The organism is Methylobacterium sp. J-068, assembly GCF_022829445.1.
In the GTDB taxonomy this organism is placed as follows: Bacteria; Pseudomonadota; Alphaproteobacteria; order Rhizobiales; family Beijerinckiaceae; genus Methylobacterium.
This window is the reverse complement of sequence record NZ_JAKSXY010000012.1, coordinates 1-21,308: the sequence shown is the minus strand read 5'-3', so window position 1 is coordinate 21,308 and position 21,308 is coordinate 1. Positions and strand designations below refer to the sequence as shown.

Below are 21,308 nucleotides of genomic sequence, written 5' to 3'. Positions count from 1 at the left end.
GCGCGGTGACCGCGCTGCTGATGATGAGCGAGGCGACCGGCGCACGGTGGCGCGTCTGGCCGGATCCGGAGCCCGTTGCTCCTGGTACGGTCCAGGAAACCCGAACTTACCTCTTCGAGCTGCGGGATTGCCCTGAGGCATTCGGGGCGGAGCTGGCGCTCGATGACCACACGCTCGAGGCGCTGCGGGCGCCGGCAGCCGATATGGCCCGTTGGCGTTGGTCACCCGGCTTCCACGCCGGCACCGTCGAGGCCGAGCTGCGTGTCCCGGGTTCGGGGCCACGCCGGTTCGAGATCATCACGGATCCTGACCGCCGCAAGCTGACGCGAGATGCCTTCGACGCAATGGTGCGCGAGATCATCGAGGACACCTTCGCCCTGTTCTCGCTCAGCAGCTTCCGGAAGGCCGTTGCCAGAGGAGCCGGCAACCGGCCACCTCCGATCGCGCGCCTCGAGTTCCTGCGCTCGCGTATTGGCGAGCTTGAGGCAGTGGTCGCGCTGATCGAGCGTCATCCCAGGCGCCGCCTCGGCTTGGAGGAAGTGACGCTCCCTTACCACCGGGCCACCCGTGCCACCGGACCGGAGATCCTGCGATCCTTCCGCTCCGGTCGCATCCTGCAGGAGAAAGGCTCGCCGTCGCGTCTGCCGGCAGCCCTGCAAGGCTTTCTGCCGGAGCAGATCCGCGTCCGGCAGCGCCGGAGCACGCTCGACCTGCCCGAGCACCGTCAGATGGCCGCCTGCCTTCGCTCCTGGGCGGCATGGCTCGGTGCCGTCGCTGGGATCCTCGATCGCAGCCCTGCCGGCGGAGAAGCCGAGATCCGGCAGGCTGCAGCAGCGTGGGCGGCCCGGTGCCGGCAGCTTTCTCGACGGATCAGCCAGCTGACGAAGGCGGAGCCCTTTGCGGAAGCGGGTGAGGGTCCGGCGCGCCTCGTACTGTCAGCCCTGTTCCGCAACGATCCTACTTACCGGCGCTTCTACCGTCTCTGGCAGGACATGAACCTCGGCATTGCGGCGGTATTCGGCGACTTCCTCGACCTGCCCCTGGCCCGCACCTTTGAACTCTATGAGCTGTGGTGCTTCCTGCGGCTGCTACGGGCAGCTGCAGAGGAGTTCGGCCCTTCGGGGCTCGAGATAGGGGACCTGTTCGTCACTGATGCCGCCGGCGGTGTGACTCTGGCCGCCGGCGCGGTCACAGTTCCGGTCGGAAGGGGTTGGTCACTCTGCTTCCAGAAGCGATACCGCGAGTTCTGGCTCGAAACCGACCGTCGCGGATCCTACAGCCGAGATATGATCCCTGACGTGGTGGCCGCCTTTACGCCGGCGTCCCCCGATGAGGTCGGACGGCTGATCGTCCTCGATGCAAAGTACCGCATCGAGGCCGGGCTTAACGATGCGCTGAGCTCGATCCATGCTTATCGGGACGCCCTGGTGCAGGAAGAGGGGCCGGAGACTATCAAGGGCTTCGTGACAGCGGCATACCTGCTGGCACCGCATGTTCCGGAGCTCGAGGCCGGTTATCGTGGGACCGCCATGCCAAGCCGGCTGTTTCATCCTGAATACCGGAGCGGCTTCCGCTTCGGCGCGCTCACACTCAGACCCGGAATGAGCACCGGGCAGATCACGGAGGCCCTGCGAATGGTGGTTGCCGATGCTACCGCCGCGCCGGTTGCGTTGTAGCGGATGGCGGACGTGCTCACGCCGGAGCAGCGGCGTCTGAACATGAGCCGGATCCGGGGGCGTGATACCAAACCCGAGCTCGTACTGCGGAAAAGTCTGCACGCTGCCGGCTTCCGCTACCGGCTCCATGCCCGCGAGCTGCCTGGCCGGCCTGACATGGTGTTTCCACGCTTCCGGGCTGCCATCTTCGTCCATGGCTGTTTCTGGCACGGCCATGACTGCCCGATGTTCAAGATGCCGGGCACGCGGCAGGAGTTCTGGTCTGCAAAGATTTCCGGCAACCGCGCGCGTGACCAGCGGAAGGCCGCCCAGCTCGAGGCGGCCGGATGGCGGATCCTTACTGTTTGGGAGTGTAGTGTGAAGGGCCCGGCGAGGCGCCCGAAAGATGATGTAGCTGCGAGCTGCGCAGACTTTCTAAGAGGTGATGAGCAGCATGGTGAGATAGCCGGCAGGTGGCCCGCCAAGCTGGTCGAGTAGCTTAGCTATGACCTAGCGTTCGGCGCTGGGCGTCTCGCGCTATGGCTTCCATGCGTGGCTCACCCGATCCCCCAGCCAGCGCGCCTGCGACGACGAAGCGATCCTGGCTCAGGTCCGCACGCGCTTCGTGGGCAGCGACCGCACCTATGGTGCGCGGCGTGTCTGGCACGAAGTGCTACCTTCTGCGGCGGTCGCGGGCTATGTTCGCCGCGACTTTGGCTTCCAACTCTTCCGAGAGTTTCAGGCGCCATTCGGCGAACCGATGCCCATGCAGAAGTCGCCGTCCACGAATACTTCAACCTGCTGCCCGCGCATCATGAAGTCAGGTCTGCCCGGCAAGTTCCCAAGTATGAATCCTGAAGGCCATTGCTTTCGTATCCAGGGCGGTCTGGATGACAGCTTCCGGCTTCGTTCCTGCTCCCCAGATGCTAATCATCACCGCGCTTCAGGTCTCTACCTCATAATGTTCGTACGATGCAGCTCATTCAGTATCGCACCGTTGGGCAGAGTGCAGCTTACTGCGCCCAGGAGAAATCGAGATCGCGGAAGAAGCCGACGTCGGGATCGTCGAAGGTGCCGGCCAGCAGCGCCCGGTCGAGCAGCCTGTTTCCCTCCTCGCAGCTAGTCTCCGGCAGCAGCACGCAACTGTGGCAGGCGGCGAGATTGGACGAGAACGCCCCGCCGTCCGGGCTCTCCATGCAGACCGGGTCGTTCGAGCACCACGATGCCCTGGCGAGCGCGTCGTGCACCAGCGTCTCGAAGCGTCCGGGCGCCGCCTGCGCGACGAGGCCCCCCAGCGTGCCTTCGGAATCGCCGGACGCCGTGTAGATCAGGAACCCGTTCATGGGCTGCTTGGGGTTCTCGATGCTGCAGTACAGGCGCTCGCGCAGCGACGAGGAGCCGTAGCCGCAGGTGAACGTCAGCTCCTTGATGAGGGCGTGGGCCAGCGTCTGGATCATGATGAACCGCGCGTCGACCGGCCTTTCCGCCAGCCTCCTCTCGACGCGCTTGTGATTGTACCCGCCGATGAGCGGCCTGACCCGCTTGCCGGCGACGCCGTCCTTAAGCCATTCCTCGATCGCGTCGGCCCTCAACTCGACGAAGATCCCCTCGCCACGCACCTCGATCGCTGGGAGCCAATCGATGGTATCCGCGATCCCGAGGGGCTGGACGGCCGGATCGCCGCGGTCCGTCTGGGGCATGAGACGGGAGAACCCGACATGCACCCGCGTCTCGCGCAGCTTGCGGACGAGACCGATGCCGGTGACGAAGCGGCCGAGCCAGCCGTAGCGGCTGCCCTCGATGCGCTCCACGAACAGGTCGTCCTGTGGCCTTCCGCCGCCACTCCTGAGGACATCGTATTCCTGCTTGCGAAATTCCTCCTCGGTCGTCGCCACCACCAGGGCGGCCGAGCCCGCGAGGCGGGCTGCCACGGCTTTGCCGAGAGCGTCGGCATCGACCTGATAGACGCCCGCGATCGCCGTGCAGACGTCCTTCGGCACCTTCCCGTCCACCGTGACGCTAGTGAGCGTGCGCCAAACGGTTGGGTTGTCGAGGACGCGGGCGATGAGGTCGCTCTCGGCGGTCCGTGTCGGCGGGATGTAGATCGAGCTGGTGACGAGGGGGAAGTAGACGTTCGCCCCGCCTCGCTGGACGGTCTGCAAGGCCTGCCCGCACGTTGTCACGCCGGTCTCGCGGCCCAGCCAGGGCTGGGCGCCGCCGCACTGCTTGTAGCCCGTCAGGGCATCCTTGTCGAAGGAGCCCGCCAGGGAGCGGGTCTTTTTGCAGTTGTCGCAGCTGATCTTGATGCCGGCGAGGCTGGCAGCGCTCCGACCCGCCTCGAAGAACAGATTGCGATCGGCGTCGCTGCAGGCGCAGCCGATCCAGTTCTGGAACGGGAAGTCCTCGATATGTCCGTGCTCGCAGATGGCCACGATGCGAACAGGGATCATCCGCCTGCCGTGACCTGCCTTGCTTTTGCATTCCGTGCATTGCGGCTGGCCGCCGAAGATCGTCGTCTTGCCCATGCGGAAGCATCGCGGGCAGTAGTGCCACAGCGGAAAGCGGACGTGAGGGATCTTGACCTTAGGGCTGCCCTCGCCCTCCCCGAAATCCGGGGGCTTCCTGAAGTGGCTGCACCCAAGGCGCGCCTCCAGCCGCTCCTCGTTCACGACAAGAGCCGGATCCGGCGCGGCCCCGTCAGGGAACCACTGGTCCAGCCCCGCGCACATCAGGGCCTCGTCGTTCCTGAAGTCGTTGATCGCGCCGATCCCGAAGGGGCTGATGACCTGCGACCTGCGTATAGGACGCCGCCGCGGCGGCTTCCGAGGCTGCGTCTGGGCGCCCTTGGCCTTGCCCTTGCCGAAGCGCCCCTTGAACCCCGACTTCATCAGACGCTCCCGCTCGCATAGACCGGGACCGGGGTGGCCTCGCAGTCCGCATCGACGTTCCGCATCGAAGTTGCGGTCGCCTTGACCGTTCCGACGAGGTGGTTGAGGTTCTGCGGAAGCGCCCGCCCTGCCGGATAGATCAGCGGATCGTCCGGGATCTCGGACACCTTCCCGTAGTTCTGGGGTTTCCGACGCTGCCAATCGTCGAGGAACCGGTCGAGGGTGGCGCGCGCTCTCGACACCTCGTCGGGATCCACCAGGGCGACCCTGTCCATGACGATGGCGGTCACCGCCTTCCGCTCAGCGTCCGAAAGCCCCAGGTTCGGCCTGTCGCGATGCTGCGGGTAGCGGAAGCGCACGATGGCAACGGCCAGGGCGTGGATGGCACGCTCGCAGACCGGGATCGAGAACGGTGTCACGCTGGTCGGCTCCACATGCCGGTAGGCGTTCTCATGGAATGGCCTGAAGCTCTCGAAATGTGACCGGTCGCGAGGCTTGAACGGGTTGAAATTGGTGATGACCAGCCCCGGCTTGTCGCGCCCGCGGCCGACGCGGCTCGAAGCCTGAATGTATTCCGATGCTCCCTTCGGCTGACCAACGATCGACATGATGCTGAGGCGCGGTACGTCCAGGCCGACCTGGATCATGTTGGTCGCGTAGCAAAGGTCGACGGTCTCTTTGGACGGCTTCGCCGTGAAGAGCTTCTGCAGCACGCCCGGGATGTCGCTGCTGCGCATCCGGCTGGTGAGCTCGTCGAAGTTGTTGATGAAGCGCCGCTGATCCGGGGCGCCGTAGGTCGCCTCGAAGGAGAGCCCGATCCGGTCCCAGACCGCGTTCAGGTACTCGCGGATGTCGGCCTGTACGAGTGTGGAGGCCCGGCCGAGCTCCCGCAAACTGTTGAAGTAGACGACGAGCGACCAGTAGGGATCGACAAGCCCATCAAGGCCGGTCGCGGCCTCCACTAGCGCGGGAGCCTGGAGCAGGGTCGCCAGTGTGCGGACTTGCGCCGTGACGTGCGAAGGGACGGCCGTGGCGAGGACGCCGACGTAGGTGCGGCCAGCCTGCCCGGATCCTTCGCGCGCGAAGAACGATTCACCCGCCTTAAGCCCCTGCGGCGGGAAGAGCTTGGCGTCGCGACCGTAGACGGCTTTCACCTGCTGTCCGGCGCGTGCGATCGTCGCCGTCGACGCCACGATCTTCGCCGGGATACGGGCCCCGTCAGCCACGTGGGTCGTGAACTCGTCGATCACGGTCTCGTAGTGGCCGACCATGGAGCCGAGGGGCCCGGAGATGAGGTGCAGCTCGTCCTGGATCACCAGCTCGGGAGGCGTGACCGCGTTCTCGTTGTCGATGCCAAAAAGGTACCGTGCCTCGGGGCTCCACGGCATCATCGCGAACTTGTCGACGGTGCCGATCAGCAGCGTCGGGGGCTCCCGATAGATGCCCTCGTCCACGACCTCCAGGGGCAACCCATCCGCCGTTGAGAAGGCGCAGCCGGGATCCTCGCAACGGAAGCGTACGTGCTGGTCCCCGCCCGTCCTCTTCTCGCGCCGGTAGCCGAAGACGCGGGTATCGCCGTCGTAGTCGTGCGGCCCCATGTCGACCCCGCACCAGGGGCAGGACAGGATCACGAAGGGGTTGTCGCCCCCCTCGGAGGTCAGCTTGCCGAACGCCACGCTGGCGGCGGCGTCCCTGTTCGGGGTCACCGACGAGCCCAGCCACAGCCCGATGGTGATGGGCAGGTCACCGAAACGCTTCGGATTGTCCCGACGGACCAGTTCGAGCGCGCAGATGAGCGACGCCGCCCGCTGGAACTGCTGCGTGGTCAGCAGCCGCAGGGTGTAGCGCATCAGGACGGTGGTACCCGCGTCGGCTGGATCACGCAGCCTGCGGAGCAGGATCACGAGCGCCGTGAGGCCGAGGTAGGCCTCGGTCTTCCCGCCGCCTGTCGGGAACCAGATGACGTCGACGAGGCTGCGCTCCTCGTGCCCGGGCTCTACAAACGAGCGAACGTTCATGAGGACGAAGGCGAGCTGGAAAGGCCGCCATCTGGTCTCGTACGGATAGGCAGGGGCGGGATAGGGGACCGTCGGCTCCTGGCCGCCGGCTCCTTTGACCCACTTGCGCCGCTTGTCATCCTCGGACGACAGGGCGTAGTGCGCGCGCTGGCGCACCATGGCCATATTCATGAGCTGGAACGCCTCGAATGCGTCCGGGTCATCGTCGAGCAGATCGACGCCCTTCCTGATCCGCCCCAGGCAGTCCCGGCATTCCCGGAGGTGCTCCTCCCCTCGATCCTTCAGCTCCGGCTCGTTGGCCAGCCCGGCATCTGCCGCGAGCTCGCGGTCCCGCTCATCGATCCAGGCCTCGTACGCGTCTGCCAGGGCGCGGCAGGAGGAGGCGACATCCGCCCGGGAGGCTTCCGCGAGCTTCCGCATCGAGAGTTCCACGCCCGGCGCGTCCTCAAGCGGCAGCACCGGGGGCTGCTCGAAGACCGGCAGCGTCTCGCTTCGGATGCGGATCGGCAAACCCTCGCCACCAATATCCCAGTCGGCGGCGCAGCCATGCCCGACCGCGTAGGTAGGCCGGTGGCGGTACAGCAGGCTCAGCGAGGCCTCCTCCTCGTCCTGCATCGAGGATGGCCTGCCCGGATAGGCGAGGATGATTGTGCCCGGCAGCGACTCCACCGAAAGGGAGCATTGGAAGAAGCACTTCTCGTTGATGGGCCGGGAATTTTGGGCGACGTTGACCAGCGTGACGGTCACCAGACGCTCGTTCCCTCCGGCCGGGCGGCTGACCACATCGATGGTGAGCTCCCCGGCAAGCGCCGGCGGCGAGACACGCCTGCGCGGGAGCCGGATGCGGGTCTCGCGACCTGCCAGTTCGTCAAGCCGGTATTCCTCCGACTTCTCGTCCGGCGTCCGGAACCAGAGCTCGGCCGCCGATCCATCCTTCTTAAAGCTTGGAAAGCCGGCGACGGCCTCCTTGTGATAGGTGCCCCAGGACGCCTTGACGCGGATTCCCCCGCTCACGTCGGCTAGGAAACTGACCCCCATGGTGCTGGGCAGGAAGGTCGAGGTGGGATCGACCTCCACGTCCGTGTCGGGCGTACGGTCCTCGCTCGCCGTCGCCTCGATCTCGGCTTGATCGTCGACGCCGGCCTCGGCTGCGCTGCCGCCCACGCCATCCTCACCGACGGCGGCGGCTTCTTCGATGTCTGCGGCCTCCTCGCCGGCATCCAGCGTCGCAGAGAAGTTCACGCCGGCGGGGAACAGGATGCCGGCGGAGTAGCGATAGCGGGGCGGGTCCTGGGGCCGAAGGATCTCCTGGCCATGGCACTTGCGGTCGGCGGAGAGATCGACCCGCATGAGCGGATAGCCCGGCGCCGGTCCGATCAGCTCCCGACGGAGGCTGTCGATGATGAAGTCCCGCACCTCGCGGGTCGTGCCGACGGTACGACCGGTCATGATGCCTTCTGTGCAAGGGTGGCGAGAACGGCGTCCGTCATCCGCTTCTCCATCACCGGACGCGACGTCTCGGGGGCGAGGATGAACAGCCGCAGGCGTGCCCGCGACATAGCAACGTAGAGGATGGCGTCCGATTCGTCCTGGTACCGGGCATCGGCATCGACGACGATGACGACCTTCCGCTCAAGGCCCTTGAACGCGTGGGCGGTCGCGTAGGCGACGCCCTGCCCGGGAGCGTGGGCGTCCCTGATGGGCCAGCCTCCGACGGTGGCGACACCGGACAGAAGCGAGTTCTCGCGCCGCCGCGGTCCCAGGATGACCACGTCAGCGGCCTTGATGCCGCTCTCGCGCAGCTGCCGCACGACTGCATCGAGTTTCGCGAGGCCGGAGGCGCGGTCGGCGTGGAACTGCAGGCTGACCTGCTCGCCTTCCGGCTGCCGCTCGCTCAGCCGTTGCTCCCCGAAGCCGCTGAAGACGCCCGTCTGCATCGCGATCCGACGGGTGTTCCTGCAGTTGAGGCGCAGGTTGAAGACGGCGACATCGCCGAGCGACGCCCTGAGAAGCTCCAGTGATGCGTCGGACGAACCTGTGTAGAGCGCCTGTCTCGTGAAGTCGCCGAGGAGCAGGATCCTCGTGCCTCCGGCGGTGTGCGACCACACCTTCAGCAGCTCCGCAACCCGCGAGGACGGCAGGTCCTGGACCTCGTCGAAGACGATGACGTCGAAGCGTTCCCCGCTCTCCTCTACGGCGAGCGCCCCCAGCTCGTAGTAGTGGCGCCCGTACAGCTCATCGCCGGAGGTCCCGGCCTGCTCCGCCTGTCGCAGGTCCTCGGCGAAGGGAGAGTTCGCGATCCGGTCCCTGAGAAGCCCATGCAGGTGGCCGGCTACGACGCGCCCCGGTCCAAAGCCCGCCGTCGCGTCCTGCAGCCAGCCACCCAGGCCTCCGTTAAAGCATGCGACGAGGACGCTGCCCCCCGTCTGGGCGATCCGGCGGGCCTGCTCTATGCCGATCAAGGTCTTGCCCGTTCCCGCGGGACCGCGGAGGAGGCAGACAGGATTGTCCGAGACATTGTCGAGGGCCTCGAACTGTTCCTCCGTCAGGATCTTCAGTCGCGCATCGGCATCCCAATGCTCGGATGCCGGGGATGGCACCCGCTCGAAATCCGGGCGGAGGAACGACAGCATCCGCGAACAGGTCGCAGCGTTCGGCGCGACGAGATCCGCCCGCCCGGCGAGTTTCGCAAGCGAGGGCGTGGAGCGTATCCGGGGTCCGATGTCGCCATCGAGCTCGTCTCGGGCAATGACCTCATCCCGGGTCGCCTCCGGGGTGAGCGGCGGGCTCATGACATCGGGGAACACGACGAGCCATCCGATGGGACAACGCGCCTCTTGCGAGCCTGCCCCGAACTTCGCCTTGAGAGCGGCCACCAGCTTCCACTGGCCCTCCTGGGCCTGACGGTAGGGACTGCGCTTCAGCCGCTCCGTCGTGCCGTAGCGGTTGCGGGTGGTCCAGACGCCGTCCGCGACGGAGACGCCCCCGCCCTTCACCTCGATGCAGACGATGCCGAGACCTGGGATCACGACGACGAAGTCGATCTCCCCGAACTCGCCCGTCCAAGCGCTCGAAAGCCCGAGGGAGTGCAGGACGGTCCAGCCCTCGCTCAACGACGCGGAGCGCAGCGCCTCGAAGACGCGACGCTCGGACGCGACGATGGACGCGTCGACGTGACGAGGTACCATCACGGCCATGTCAGGCGGCCCTGGCGCGCAGCTGAGACGTCAGGAGCCCCGCCTTCCAGGCAGGGTCCTGCCAGTGGATGCGATTGACGTAAGAGGCCGGGCACTCGCGCGTCTCGTCCTCCACGCCCGCCACCTCAAGCACCCATACGGTACCGATGCCGAGATCGATGGCCAGCTCGGTGTCGGAGGGTTCAAGCAGCATCTTGCCGCAGCGGTGGGACAGCAGGGCGGTGAGCCTGGATCCGGCCGTCTGATGAAGTGCCCGCAGCTCCGCGATCGCATCCATGCACGCCTTCCACGCGGCGGCCTTGATCGTCGGGTCCGGGAAAGCCCGCGCGATGCCGTCGACATCGTCGACTGAGCGGGGGCCGATTAAGGCGGCATTGTGAAGCCAAGCACGGATGGTCGCCAGATTTCGACGAACGCCGACGAGTTCGAGCCTGCGATGGATGGCTGCATGATCGACGGAGGCCGCGCGCAGGACGCGGCGCCACAGGCCCGAGTGCTGGCGGAGCGTTTCGTAGCCCTCCTCGCCTTTGATATCTTGTGCAAGCAGGCGGATCACGTCTCGGTCTCCGCCCTCCCGGACTACGATCCGGGTACCGGACGCGAGGTCGGCGATATGCACCTCGCGGACTGAAGCTTGCCCGCCCTCGCCGGGAACGAGCAGAGTGATTTCGTGTTCGGCGGTCATGGCCGACCACGAACGCCCCGCGAAGCGGACGATGCGGGCCTCGCAGGTATCCTCCCCGTGCGATGGCGCCGGGATGGTGATCCGCCTCACCCAGCTCCATTCTCTGGTCGCGCGATCGAAGCCGTTGAGGTGATTGACGTCAGCTGGTGCCAGCGGTTCCGCCGAAGCCTCATGGCGCGGCTCCGGGAACCTTGCCCCGGCGATGCTCGTGAGCCTAGTGCGGCTCTCGGCATCGAGTCGCATGGTCCGGCGCAGGGCATCCCGTCGACCAAGGCGCCGTCGGTAGCAGTCGGTCTCGAACTCGTACCCGAGGAACAGCGTGTTCGCCGAAGGCCAAGGATCGACGAGGCGCTCGAAGAGATCCCGACGCATGATCGAGAACGCGACGATCGATGCTCTGTCCCCTTCCTGGGCGAGTTCGCGCACGGCCACGCAGCGCGTTCCAAGGTCGTGGCGCCTGAAGAAGGCATCGGCTCGCTCGCGGCCCTGACGGTTTCCGGTGACGAACATCTGTTTGTACGTGCCCTCGCTGGCCGCCCGGGCCAAGCGAAGCAACTCGCTGCCTTTAGCCGTGAGGCTGCCTCGGATTGCCGACGAACGGAAATTGTCGACGGCGTCCGCGAACTCGACCGCGGCTTCGGCACCTTCCGGGCCCAGTCTCGCTCCGATGCGATCGGCGGCACGCCTGATCCGATCCGCAGCGGCGACGGCGCCATCGAGTTCGACGTCCTCGGGCACCGTCAACCAGTTTCCGCACGAGAAGAAGAGGTCCTGGGCACCTGACAGAAGGTCTTCCACCCATTCCTCTTCCTCGACCGACTCATCCCTCAGTTGCAGACCAAGGCGTGCGAGAGCCGCATCTGCCTGTCTGAGCGTCTGCGACTTGCAGGAGATGAAACCAGGCGTTCTCAGCGTCTCGCCGGCAGCTGCACGAAGGGAGGCGTCGATGCCTTTGGAGCCCATGCAGATGTCCGATGGGCCGGCTCCGATAATCTCGTGGGCGGTCGGCTCCCAGACAACCCATCCCTTGTCCGCCAGCAACGCAATCTCCGAGCGCCTGCGAGCCTCGACAAACAGGATGAGCCGCTGCCGCTCGGCAATCCGCCCAGCCAAGCTGAGATCTCTGAGGATCATATCGAGACGATCGGTAAGAACGATCTTGGATCCGGCTTCAATGTCCTCGGCAAGACAGGCACGTTCGAGGTCGAGCAGTTCCCTCTCGATGGCGACCATGGGCTGACCGGCAGAGCCGGATGGTTCGATCACGTAGGCCTTGCCAGCAGCATCCAACCCGCCGAACGGAAAGACTTGCCTGACGGGCATCAACGCGGGACCCTCGACGCTTACCAGGGGAACAGAGGCAAGCGTGCGCTCGAAACCCTTCCTCATGCCTGCCAGGATGACCCTGTTTCTGACGAGGCCAGTGTTGGCAAAAAGCTGGCCGCCCAGCAGCATGTCCAACTGGTTTGGCCAAGGAGCGACGAACTTCGTGTGCTGGGTCCCGAGCGGTTGGCGGCGCGTGGTTGGCTCGAACCAGAAGGCCCGGTCGGCCGAAGCGTAGCGGGTTCCGTTGGACTTGTAAGTAGCCTTGTCCATCATCCGTAGTTGCAGCGACCCGTCCCCGTTGACGGCATCGAGCTCGAACACCTCGCCGCCCGGATGTAAGCGAACGCGCTTGCCTGGACGCAGATTTTCCCTGAAGGCGGGACGAGTGCCTTGCAGATCCACTGCAAGACACTCAATGGCAGCCATGAGGCCGACGGTTTCGGGAACCTGATCCGTCGAAGGCAGCACGATGCAGATCGGCTTGTCGACCTCAGTGGCAAGCGCGGTTGCTAGAAGCACATGGAGCAGATGCGTGACCTCGACCGCACCAGCATCGACCTGGAAGCGGGCCCTCGCGATGGCGGCAGGCTTGATGGCAAGGCGTGGTCTCAGAGCCAGTTCCGCCCTGACGTCGAACTCACTGGTCGGGCGGACTGATGCCTCGGCCTCCGTCAAATCTACCTGAACGCAACGCTGCCCCGCTGATGGCGTAGCGTCTTCACAGGGCGGCAACTTTTCCGATTTCAACTTACGAGAAAGAAGGAGCGTACGACGAGTCGCTGCGACGGCCTTGTCGGCCATCATTCGCTGGAGTTCCTGGCTCCTGCGCCTCCCCCCCGGAAACATTCTATGCCCCGTAAAATCTCGGATTGATCCGATGAAGTATCCTGCAATGCTGCAACCTCATGGTGCCACTTGCAAGGGCAGCGGCGCGCAAATCACAATTAAACGTCAACACGGATCAAATCTGCCGCGGTGACCCTGACCCATCAAAATGCTCCGCGCTGAGCGTAAGCTTTTCAGGCATCCTGAAACCTGTAGGTGGGTGAATGCCATGCATCGCAAGCGGTTCAGGAACGAACAGATCGCCTTTGCCATGCGACAGGTCTTAGAAAGCCTTGAGACGGGCCCCTGGATCGGCGCGCATAGTAAGAGCTCAGCTTCGCGCCATGAGCGGACATTAGCATCCGAACCCGCAACGGTGGCGCGGAGGGCGAGGTGTAATTCACGGCTTCCACGGAAGGGGCCAATGGATCGGTTTTGGCTGACAGACAAGCAGTTTGCGAAGATCGCACCGCACCTGCCCACCGACACGCGGGGCAAGGAGCGCGTGGACGCGCGGCGCGTGATCAGTGGTATCGTCCACGTGCTCAAATCCGGGGTAGTGTCTCAGTTTGAATTTTTCCGCGCCGCTCGCCGCATGAGCGCCCTTGCCTTGGTCACAGATAAAACTTTGCCGTTTGCGTGGATTACAGCGTGACAGTTAGGACATACGGGGCGCAGATCAGTTAGGGGGTTCACCTTGTATTGCTTCCCAATATATGACAGCGGCTTAATATGATGCACATGAATGAAGCCCTTGACAGAGCTTCCATATGTTTCTTCAAAATCCATACGGCAGACGGAGCATTTTGTTCCAAAGTGTTCAATGCACTTCTTGCGTGCCGTATTATCTCGTTCATATCGATTTACAGTTACTTGAGTTTTGGCACCCTCAAGCAGAATACCCTCGTTTGGGACCTCATCGGGATAGAGCGAGGCTCCAGTATAAGAAAGGTTCGCCCACACAGTGATCCAAGGGTTACCCCATCCAACAGGGGCTCGAACGCGCTCTAATTTCAATAATGATCTGTTGTATTTGCGTTTCTCCAAATGTGTTCCTATGAAGCTTGATGATGTATATATTGTTCCACTTCCCTTACCACCGATTCCATACCGAGCGACTATGGCTGCCCATGTCTTTGGGTACAATTTTTTAAATTGTTCAATAAATTGAAAAGATGTGAACGACGCGTACCCAAAATCTTTAAGTACGCGATCAATGCGCAGATCGATGCGCGAACTGGGACCATGTAGTTCCATAGAACACCTATGCCTGTTTCTTGTACGGTCCACGCTTCCCATCAACCGGCGCGGTGGCCTGCACTAGCGCCGCCACGTCTTCCATGCTCGAAAGCCGATCGGACACACCAGCGGCCATAGCCGGGCTCATCCGATGCTTCTTGTGCATCTTCACGGAGCTGTACCAGACTGTGTAGAGCGCGACCATGTGAGCGTGGTTCTCAAACTTCTTCGAGAAGGCGTTTGATAGGCGAGTGAAGCGCTTCATCTGCATGCGCATCGTGAGGTTCTGGCGCTCTACGTAGGACGTGGAAACGTACGCCTTGTCGGGGCGGCCTTCGATGGTTGTCTTCTTGATCCCGGTGCACTCGGCCGGGCTATAGCGGCCTGTGGAGCCGCCCGGCGCGGGGCCGTAGAGCTTCGCCAGCATGGCGTAGTCCACGTCAGCACCGAACGCGCCTTCCACGCCCTCAAGGTACGCCTTGTGCCCGTCCGTGGTGAGTTGGACGCGCTTCGTCAGACGGCCCGCCAGATCGCTAATGAAGGCCTCGGCGTACTTGGCATCGCGTCCGCCGACGAGATAGGACACGATCAGCTTGGAGTCGGCATCCAAAGCTATCCACGTCCACACGTCGCCTGCGCCCTCAGGGGCAGCCTTAGCGGCAGCGACGTTCTTCGCCTTGGCGTAGCAGTAGGACCAAATCTCGTCGCACTGGACGCGCTCCGCAGCGACGCCGCGCACGTTCTGATCGTGGTAGGCGGCACACGCCTTACTGTGCAGTCCCGTGGTGTAGTGGCATCAGTTTAGCTGAGGTCACTACACCACGGGAGGCGTTATGGGGCAGGTTCTTCACGGCTGCGCCCCGACCACGCACGCGGTCAGAGCAGCGCTACAGCGATCGAAAGCTTCGCTCAAAGAGCTTGCCGCACAGCATGGATTGACCCCCAAGACGGTCGCGAAGTGGCGCAAGCGTGCCTTCGTGCATGACGCGGTGATGGGACCGAAGACGCCGCGCTCGACGGTGCTCACGACCGAAGAGGAGGCGATGATCGTTGCCTTCCGCCGGCACACCCTCTTGCCGCTCGACGACTGCCTGTACGCGCTCCAGGCCACCATCCCGCACCTGAACCGCTCGTCGCTGCATCGCTGTCTGAAGCGGCACGGGATCAGTCGGTTACTCGAGGTCGGCGGCGACAAACCCGGTAAGCAAGCCTTCAAGGCCTACCCGATCGGCTTCTTCCATATCGACATCGCGGAAGTTCGCACCGGCGAAGGCAAGCTGTACCTCTGGGTGGCCATAGACGGGACATCCAAATACGCCTCCGGCCAGCTGCACGAACGCGCTGATCGGCCCGTGGCCTGCGCCTTCCTGGAGGCGCTCATCGAGGCTTGTCCTTACCGCCTGCACATCATCCTGACCGACAATGGCATCCAGTTCGCCGAGCTGCCCAAGAACTGTCGAGGCCCGACTGCCCTGTACCGCGTCAATCGCTTCGACCAGATCTGCCGGGCGCACGACATTGAGCATCGGCTCACCAAGCCAAACCACCTGTGGACCAATGGCCAGGTCGAGCGCATGAACCGGACCCTCAAGGAGACGACGGTCAAGCGCTACCATTACGACAGCTACGACCAACTGCGAGACCACCTCGCCGCCTTCCTGGATGCCTACAACTTCGCTCGCCGGCTCAAGATCCTACGCGGCCTCACGCCATACGAGGCGACCTGTAGAGTCTGGGCAGACGATCCAAGCCGCTTCAGATACGATCCGACCCATCTCACCTCGGGACTGAACAGCTAGCACTTCGTGGCGTCTGCAGGTGGCATACTGATACATCTATTACCATAACGGTAGTATATCGAAGCAGTAACCGATCCGCCCGCCCTATTTATAACAGTTATTTTACAGATATGTCCACTAGAAACAGTCCTAAAATTCGGTCTATAGAAAGGTGACTGCAAAAATACATAAAAGAAATTGCTATTTAACCTCATAGAAGAATCTTGAGATACTTTTTGAACGCATATCCCATAGTCATACCCTGTGTTATCTGGCATTTGACAGTGTATAGCGGGAGGATCTGTGCATGGCATGATTAGTTATCCCTTCTAATGACATTCCTGAGGCGTTCAATGTAGAAAGATTCGTCAAGAGATTTTGATGGAACAACCTTTCTATTTTCAAGAACAGATGGACCTATTGTAATTTGTATTTCATTTGTATCGGTTCGGGTTGAGCTCACCAGATTTCCACCGACGTTTGAAGAAACATTAGTGAATTTCAAAGAGGGATTGACGGAGGCATCCAGTTTGACTTCAAAAGTAACATGATTTGTTACTGTCTCAAAAGGCCCCTTCTCAATTCGAGAAGAAAAAAGTCCGGGTGTAGTCCATGATTCCATAGCCGCTTTTAATGTTGTATTGATGCCTAAATTTCCTGCGATGGGCCTCCTGAGGTATTCTGCATTTAATGGATTGGCGCTTTGGCTTGGCTGATCCTGCTCGTTGCATGGAAGAAGCGTAATACCGTCACTTCTCTTCTTAAACTTCACAAGCAACAACTCATCAAACGGAACAAAATATGTTATAACTAATTCCCTGGTAGCGTCTGATTGGGAGCCAATACCTGTTGAAAAAATCGCACTAGAAATCGGACTAAATATAGACGCCGAGCCGTTCAGAGACAATGAGCTTTTGGCCCTTATTGTAAGAGCAATCCTAGCAGCCCATTTTCTTAGATTGTAAGTCTCAGGATAATCAGAGCTATATTCTACCTGCACTGCTTGAGCTAACTCGCATCCTACATGACCTACGATCGCTTCGACATACCCTCTGAACATGTCGGGATCTGAAAATTTCAGGTCGACAACCGGAAGCGGTGCCCAGCATGCGCCTAAGAAGGGGGAAACTAGGGACAGGAGAAGCAAATTGATTGGGGTAGAGCGAGTCACTTCATTTATTCCTCAGGACTTGGTCCCAAGAGAACGACAAAATCACATCTGCCGATAGGACTTTCAAAGGCTGGCCGGTAAATCGCGACGACTGTTGCCGATATGCATCGAATCTGTGTCATGATTGATGACAACTGTGGAAAAGCCCACTAATTGTACTCACTGTCTTGTCAAACGTCAGTGACCTTTTCCGATCTCGGTCCGGATTTCAGCGTTCAAGTTCTACTCATAGTAACCCTTCGCTTTTCAGGTCCGGCCTCTCTGCTAAATAGTGTCATAGATGTGCGGACGCGTTTATGCAGAAAACGGTCGTTTTCCCGCCACTCCTGTGGGGCCCGGTCCGCGCGGCCTCAAACAGCCTCGTTTCTGTCGGGAAAATATGACCGGATTTCTATTGCCAGATAATTGCTCTTGTACCACTAAGCCGACATGCTCGTCGGATATGCCCGCGTCTCCACCCTCGACCAGAACCTCGACCTGCAGCGCGATGCGCTGACCAAGGCTGGGTGCGAGCGCCTGTTCGAGGAGAAGAAGTCCGGCAAGGCCGGGACCAAGCGTCCCGAGTTCGAGGCGGCGCTCGCCTACCTTCGACCCACCGACGTGCTCGTCGTCTGGAAGCTCGATCGCCTCGGCCGCTCCCTCGTCGAGATGATGCGGACGATCGACGCCCTGCGTGTGAAGGAGGTCCATTTTCGTTCCCTGACCGAGCAGTTCGACAGCGACACGGCGCACGGGCGCTTTGCCCTGCAGATGCACGGCGCCATGGCCGAGTACTTCCTCGACCTCAACCGCGAGCGCACCATGGAGGGGCTGAAGGCCGCCCTGGCGCGAGGACGCAAAGGGGGACGGCCCAAGAAGCTGACGCCAGCTGACATCGAGGTGGGCCGCGCCCTGCTGCACTCGGGCACCATCTCGATCGCGGCCATCGCCAAGCGCCTCGGGGTCAGCCGGGATACCTTCTACAGCTACTTCCCCCAGGCGCGCACGCGCAGCCAAGCCGACCTTGCCGCCGCGGCGACCCGACGGGCGTCCTCCTGATGCCGATCCGGCGCGAGCACCGCTTCTTCTATCCCATCGACTGGCCCCAGCTCTCGGCCGTGATCCGCTTCGAGCGAGCCAAGGGACGTTGCGAGGTCTGCGCCCGTCCGCATGGACAGCGCGTCTTTCATCTTGGCGATGGGCGCTGGTGGGATGGAGAGGCGGGCTCCTGGCGGGATGGGACCGGGCGCTTCATCTGTCTGGCGATGGGGGCCGATGACATTCTGGGAAGTGTGCGCACCACGCGCGTGGTTCTGGCCACCGGACACCGCGATCACGACACGGCGAACAACGCCTCGAAGAACCTCGCCGCCTTCTGCCAGCGCTGCCACATGAACCACGATCGCCCTGAGCATCAACGCCGTCGCTCGCGAACTCTCTTTCGTCGTAAGGCGATAGGTGACCTGTTCCGAGGGCCCTATCCGTCGCCGTGAGGTTGCTACATGCGACTGTCGGGGCAGTTGGCTCCGGTCAGCGTCAGGCCGTGCGACATGCCATTGGCGTCCACTCGTGCCACGCACGGTACATAGCTGAGCTCCCGCCGGACGTTCTGCATACCATAGACGCAGAAGTTCTCGCCGAACGCCCATCGGATCTTAGTCATCAGCACTGAGGCTAAGTATTTTGGTGAAGACAAATATCATAAGTGCATGATCTAAATATAATTTTATTACGTCAATCCTGTCTTTCTCGTCTTGCCAGCGTATACAAAGGTCAAGGGCGGCTGGTTTTTACTCGCAAGAAATTCATTCCATGCACATTGCCCTAGGCGTTGAAGCGAAGTGCGTTCGGCTAAAGCATATTCCTTCAGCCTGAATCGGTCTGACTCCGTAAGAAACATAACAATTGAGACGGTCTTATCGTGCTCAACTGAATTTGTCTGCTCTAACGAAATTGAAGTTTCCGGTTTTACTTTAGGATGGATTACTCGCTTCAAATGACGCTGCTTTTTTTTCTTTCCCATATGACTCTGCCCCTGATTAATCTGCTCTTCGGAAAACAAGCATCCGCAGGTACGTGATCGAAGGTATGGCGGGCCCCAATACCTCCTTCTCCGCCGGCGAGATGCCCGCACCATTCCTTCCGATCTGATAATGTTTCTTTCAGGCCTCACCTTTGGACCTTTCAAGGCTTAAAGGTCTAAACCTCGTAAGGTTTAATATTAAATCACGAATTATATCTATAAACCAGCTAGCACTTGGAAATCGATGTGTCCATCGTGGCCGCCAGCGAAGCTTTGTGCTTCGTGCCAAGCTGGTTTAGCTTGTTGAATGGTTCGCGAGGGAAACCGCGGACGTCTTTATCGGTCCACTCAGCCTGCGGTCTGGGAGGCTAGGGAGGATAGCGGATCAGCCTCCAGCTACCCTCCCTGCGAGGGGCGCAAATAAAGCTTCGTAAAATCAATGTCTTATTGGCGGCTTGGGAGGCTAGGGAGGATAGGGAGGCAAAATCCGACCTGGACCTTGTGAAGAGAGGGGGCTTGGGGGTCAGCCTGTTTTCCTTCTTCTCACATAGCCTAACTAGGATTTTGCCTCCCTATCCTCCCTATCCTCCCTAATCACAAATAAAATCTACATAAAACAAAGAGTTAGAGAAGAAAGAAATCTGGGAGGCAAGCGGTTTCCCTGCGGAGCTATCCTCCCTAGCCTCCCTAAATCGAGAAAAGTGATACACACCGAGCTTTGCTGCCAATCAGTGCGGCATCCTGAAGCTGTGGACAATGGCTCTGGTAAAACGGTCTTGGGAGCAGGAGCACGCCCGAAGGTGTCTGGAAGCGGTCGCTGGAGCAAACAGCGGTTGAGATAGGATCTATCACGCCGGATCGTCGGCTTCACGCAAGCCAGGAACGATCTCTGGTATGAATGTGACCACGCAGCGTAGGTGTACGGGTGGAGCGCCCTCACAGACGCTGCGGATCGTACGGTAGGCCACCGGCGCGCGGCCTGGGGGTAGGGGGGGTGTCCATCCCTGGCGAGATCCGGCCGCGGACCGGGTCTTTAGCGACCTAAAAACCCGCGCGAAATTGGCGGAAACTTTTTTTGGCGTGGCTATGTCAGACCATCGCGATCCTCGGCGTAGCTCAACGTGGCAAGGCGTCGGCATCGTCTCTGTGGAGGCGCTCGCCATCCATGCGAACGGCATGATCCTGGAAGCCTGTGCCAGGCGCTTACCGTCAGCGCCGCCGAGGCTGTGTAGGCCAACCCTTCGATACACGTCGGAGACGGTCAGGATGACCAGTCAGGGCAGGCTGAAGGCTCCCCACCTCCAGGAAGTGCCCAGGATGGCCCCAGATCGCTTGAGCAGCCCCAAGGGCCACGTGGGGCGAGGCGTGCGGGTGCGCCTGCAGCATGTGGAAGCCTTCCAGACCATGCCAAGGCGACCCGAGCGAGCCCCCGCGGGCCTGCGTTAATGGCACCGTCCCGGCAGGGGCGTCGAGACAGGGTTTGCCCGGGGTTTGGGAGGCTGGCCCGGCCAGGGGGATGCCAAGGGGGTCGAGGGGGCACGGGGGAGCTGTGACAAGCCGCTTTGGAAGCCCAGGAGAATGGGATCTGCAGGGTGGCCTTCCCCGTACGATTGGCTGGGGATGGGCCACTTGTGTCGAGGTCTGTTTCCCCAACGCGTCGCTCCCCTTCCCTCGCTGGGTTCTACGCCGGCTGGGGAGCATCGTGCGGTGGTCCTGTGCCGCGCGGGGGGTGCGGGGGAAAGGCTCAGCCTCATGCCGCTCAGGGCGCACCAGGGTACCCGAGCGAGCGTCCTTTTGGTTTCAGCCGGCGACCGCGTCAGCCGATACGAGGCGACGCAGGCCTCACACGCATCATGGATCCGTTGTCCGAAGGGCCAATCGCGACGCGGATGTCAAGCCTACGGTCGATCTTCTTAGCGGCAAGGTTCCCGGCCTCCCACGCCTGAGCAGGATCGGTATCGTCAGATTGTGAGTGCAGCATAAGCATGGCGTTGGGATCCGGGGGAATGACCCAGGCCTATGCTCCCCCTCCGCATCATCTGCTTCGACAGAGACCGAGAATGCGTATGTCCGATTGTCGGGTATTGGTCGATCCTGTCACACCACACCGTACGATCGATAAGGCCCGTTCTTTAAATCGCTCAGCCGCCTGCGCACGACGCATGGCTGCGCCGGGTCTGCCTGTCTGAAGAGGATCGGAGATGGCGCTACCGATGGGCAAGGCTCTGCCGTTCCGGCAGCTTCTTGGAGGGTTCTGGCGTAAAACTTGTCCCCAGAGTTATCCTCTTATCCGTGGGGCGAAGCGCTTTGCACCCTAGGGCCTTTGGCTGGGAGGAGCCCTCGTCAACCAACGCGAACCCGCTTCGCTTCTGGACCCCTCCTCGGCGGATCCAGGCCTGCCACTCGCGGCTGATGATGCGCACCAAGTTGGGCGAGTTCTTGCGGCCCTGGTGGCGCCGCTCCTCGATCGTCAGCAGGCCGTCGCCCGCCGCGAGACGCAGAGCGCCCTGCGCCAGGCGCCGGC

Annotated in this window: 11 protein-coding genes and 4 pseudogenes; 7 read left to right on the top strand and 8 right to left on the bottom strand. The window is 62.1% G+C overall.

The genetic code is table 11. The features are described 5' to 3' along the window. Positions 1–5 precede the first annotated feature (5 nt). The 3 genes and pseudogenes from MKK54_RS00520 to MKK54_RS00510 all read left to right on the top strand — a co-directional run. A complete protein-coding gene (locus tag MKK54_RS00520) occupies positions 6–1,676 on the top strand; it encodes a DUF2357 domain-containing protein (protein WP_244008562.1) in 1,671 nt (556 codons plus the stop codon). 3 nt (positions 1,677–1,679) lie between these two features. Then, complete coding sequence (locus MKK54_RS00515; protein ID WP_244008561.1) at positions 1,680–2,153, top strand: very short patch repair endonuclease; 474 nt, start codon at positions 1,680–1,682, stop codon at positions 2,151–2,153. A 19-nt stretch (positions 2,154–2,172) separates the two neighbouring features. Continuing rightward, positions 2,173–2,361: pseudogene (locus MKK54_RS00510) on the top strand (IS3 family transposase); the annotation flags it as partial. A gap of 307 nt (positions 2,362–2,668) precedes the next feature. Here the strand turns inward: MKK54_RS00510 and drmB are convergent. From drmB to MKK54_RS00490, 4 genes are read right to left on the bottom strand one after another with little or no spacing between them, the layout of a single operon-like run. After that, the gene (gene drmB / locus MKK54_RS00505) at positions 2,669–4,543 is read right to left on the bottom strand and encodes a DUF1998 domain-containing protein (RefSeq protein WP_244008560.1); all 1,875 of its coding nucleotides are present in this window, start codon (positions 4,541–4,543) and stop codon (positions 2,669–2,671) included. Next, positions 4,543–8,010, bottom strand: a complete 3,468-nt coding sequence (locus MKK54_RS00500; protein ID WP_244008559.1) for a helicase-related protein — start codon at positions 8,008–8,010, stop codon at positions 4,543–4,545. Before MKK54_RS00500 ends, drmB begins: the two co-directional genes overlap by 1 nt. Continuing rightward, positions 8,007–9,758, bottom strand: coding sequence for a nuclease-related domain-containing DEAD/DEAH box helicase (locus MKK54_RS00495; protein ID WP_244008558.1), 1,752 nt, complete (start codon positions 9,756–9,758; stop codon positions 8,007–8,009). Before MKK54_RS00495 ends, MKK54_RS00500 begins: the two co-directional genes overlap by 4 nt. A gap of 1 nt (position 9,759) precedes the next feature. Beyond that, positions 9,760–12,573: a hypothetical protein gene (locus MKK54_RS00490; RefSeq protein WP_244008557.1), complete on the bottom strand. Its 2,814-nt coding sequence runs from the start codon at positions 12,571–12,573 to the stop codon at positions 9,760–9,762. A 445-nt stretch (positions 12,574–13,018) separates the two neighbouring features. Between MKK54_RS00490 and MKK54_RS00485 the strand changes: the two are divergent. After that, a pseudogene (locus MKK54_RS00485) lies at positions 13,019–13,150 on the top strand (IS5/IS1182 family transposase); the annotation flags it as partial. 8 nt (positions 13,151–13,158) lie between these two features. On the opposite strand, the gene MKK54_RS24690 reads toward MKK54_RS00485, so the two are convergent. Continuing rightward, positions 13,159–13,383, bottom strand: coding sequence for an HNH endonuclease (locus MKK54_RS24690; protein ID WP_409564102.1), 225 nt, complete (start codon positions 13,381–13,383; stop codon positions 13,159–13,161). A 475-nt stretch (positions 13,384–13,858) separates the two neighbouring features. Then, a pseudogene (locus tag MKK54_RS00480) lies at positions 13,859–14,602 on the bottom strand (IS1 family transposase); the annotation flags it as partial. A gap of 64 nt (positions 14,603–14,666) precedes the next feature. On the opposite strand from MKK54_RS00480, the gene MKK54_RS00475 reads away from it, so the two are divergent. Next, complete coding sequence (locus MKK54_RS00475) at positions 14,667–15,632, top strand: IS481 family transposase (protein WP_244008556.1); 966 nt, start codon at positions 14,667–14,669, stop codon at positions 15,630–15,632. Positions 15,633–15,927: 295 nt separating this feature from the next. On the opposite strand, the gene MKK54_RS00470 is transcribed toward MKK54_RS00475, so the two are convergent. Continuing rightward, positions 15,928–16,782, bottom strand: a complete 855-nt coding sequence (locus MKK54_RS00470; RefSeq protein WP_244008555.1) for a hypothetical protein — start codon at positions 16,780–16,782, stop codon at positions 15,928–15,930. Positions 16,783–17,211: 429 nt separating this feature from the next. On the opposite strand from MKK54_RS00470, the gene MKK54_RS00465 reads away from it, so the two are divergent. After that, positions 17,212–17,820, top strand: a complete 609-nt coding sequence (locus MKK54_RS00465; protein WP_244008554.1) for a recombinase family protein — start codon at positions 17,212–17,214, stop codon at positions 17,818–17,820. Next, positions 17,820–18,254, top strand: coding sequence for a hypothetical protein (locus tag MKK54_RS00460; RefSeq protein ID WP_244008553.1), 435 nt, complete (start codon positions 17,820–17,822; stop codon positions 18,252–18,254). Before MKK54_RS00465 ends, MKK54_RS00460 begins: the two co-directional genes overlap by 1 nt. A gap of 2,737 nt (positions 18,255–20,991) precedes the next feature. On the opposite strand, the pseudogene MKK54_RS00455 reads toward MKK54_RS00460, so the two are convergent. Then, positions 20,992–21,308: pseudogene (locus tag MKK54_RS00455) on the bottom strand (hypothetical protein); the annotation flags it as partial.

What these genes read in the sequence shown, in the direction of transcription:
- MKK54_RS00515 (WP_244008561.1), top strand. Translation starts at nt 1,680, where the DNA reads ATGGCGGACGTGCTCACGCCGGAGCAGCGGCGTCTGAACATGAGCCGG.
- drmB (WP_244008560.1), bottom strand. Translation starts at nt 4,543, where the DNA reads ATGAAGTCGGGGTTCAAGGGGCGCTTCGGCAAGGGCAAGGCCAAGGGC.
- MKK54_RS00500 (WP_244008559.1), bottom strand. Translation starts at nt 8,010, where the DNA reads ATGACCGGTCGTACCGTCGGCACGACCCGCGAGGTGCGGGACTTCATC.
- MKK54_RS00495 (WP_244008558.1), bottom strand. Translation starts at nt 9,758, where the DNA reads ATGGCCGTGATGGTACCTCGTCACGTCGACGCGTCCATCGTCGCGTCC.
- MKK54_RS00490 (WP_244008557.1), bottom strand. Translation starts at nt 12,573, where the DNA reads ATGATGGCCGACAAGGCCGTCGCAGCGACTCGTCGTACGCTCCTTCTT.
- MKK54_RS24690 (WP_409564102.1), bottom strand. Translation starts at nt 13,383, where the DNA reads ATGGATTTTGAAGAAACATATGGAAGCTCTGTCAAGGGCTTCATTCAT.
- MKK54_RS00475 (WP_244008556.1), top strand. Translation starts at nt 14,667, where the DNA reads ATGGGGCAGGTTCTTCACGGCTGCGCCCCGACCACGCACGCGGTCAGA.
- MKK54_RS00465 (WP_244008554.1), top strand. Translation starts at nt 17,212, where the DNA reads ATGCTCGTCGGATATGCCCGCGTCTCCACCCTCGACCAGAACCTCGAC.
- MKK54_RS00460 (WP_244008553.1), top strand. Translation starts at nt 17,820, where the DNA reads ATGCCGATCCGGCGCGAGCACCGCTTCTTCTATCCCATCGACTGGCCC.